The following is a 1,039-nucleotide window of genomic DNA, read 5'->3' as shown; positions in this document are numbered from 1 at the left end:
GGCTTTGTTGCATGATTAGAAAAACGGTCAGATCCGCATTGGAATAGTCTTGGTATTAAGCTTCAACCTTGTAGCTATCAGGCTTGGCAATCTGAATCATCCGATTGAGCGCAGCACATTTGATGAACAACTCCACCGCTTGATTGTCAAATTGACGCGCACTGAGATTGCCGCCAAAGATCGTTTTGAAGCGAAACAGGGTGGTTTCTGCAATCGATCGACGATGATAGCCAGAGTCGCGCTTCCAGCGTTTGCGTCCATGCTTACGAATCGAACGCAGATTCTCATCCCGTTGATGAGGCTTGCCTTTACGATTGCCATGCTGCCAAATCTTGGCATCCTTGCGCGGAGGAATGACGGCTTTAGCTCCTTTGGCTTCAATCTCGTCATAGCAATGGCGATGGTCATACGCACCATCGGTAGAGACTTGGTTTATCGGCTCTTCAATGGCTTCCAGCACATCGTTGAGCACTTCTCCATCATGGAAATCGTTGGTTGTGACCACCGCCGCTAAGATTTCGCCCGTTGCCTCATCGACTCCCAGATGCAGTTTGCGCCAGGTGCGTCGTTTGCTCACTCCATGTTGACGGGTTTTCCACTCCCCTTCGCCATACACTTTCACCCCCGTTGAATCCACCACCCCATGACGAGACCCCTCCTTCGGCACCACCGGCAGTTCAACCGAGAGTTGACCCAATCGTCGCCATAGAGTGCTGTGGTCAGGAACGGGTAAATCAATCTCCATCCACTCAAAAATGGATTCCACGAAGCCTTGGCATTGCCGTCCGGCTAATTGATACACGGCTTTCAACGTCGCCATCGTCAGGATTGCCAAATCGCTATAAAGCTTGGATGCTCCGGGCTTACCGCTTAAATCCTCAACAATCCATGCCTCCAGCACAGACTCCTCGATCCAGAAGGTGAGACTTCCTCTCTGCTTCAATCCAGCGTTATACTCAGACCAGTTGCGGATGCGGTATTGAGGTTTCATGGCGTAGTTTTGGTGTGGTAATTGAAACTTACCATGTCTCTACCCTCC

Annotated in this window: 1 protein-coding gene; it reads right to left on the bottom strand. The window is 50.6% G+C overall.

What is annotated here, in order from left to right:
- Positions 1–55: 55 nt before the first annotated feature.
- On the bottom strand, positions 56–991 hold the full coding sequence (locus ACJ2PR_RS36080) for an IS5 family transposase (RefSeq protein ID WP_446880668.1): 936 nt from the start codon (positions 989–991) through the stop codon (positions 56–58).
- Positions 992–1,039 lie beyond the last annotated feature (48 nt).

It is taken from the genome of Phormidesmis sp. 146-33, assembly GCF_052939515.1.
Note: the sequence above shows the minus strand (reverse complement) of the source record. Positions and strands in the feature narration are given on the sequence as shown.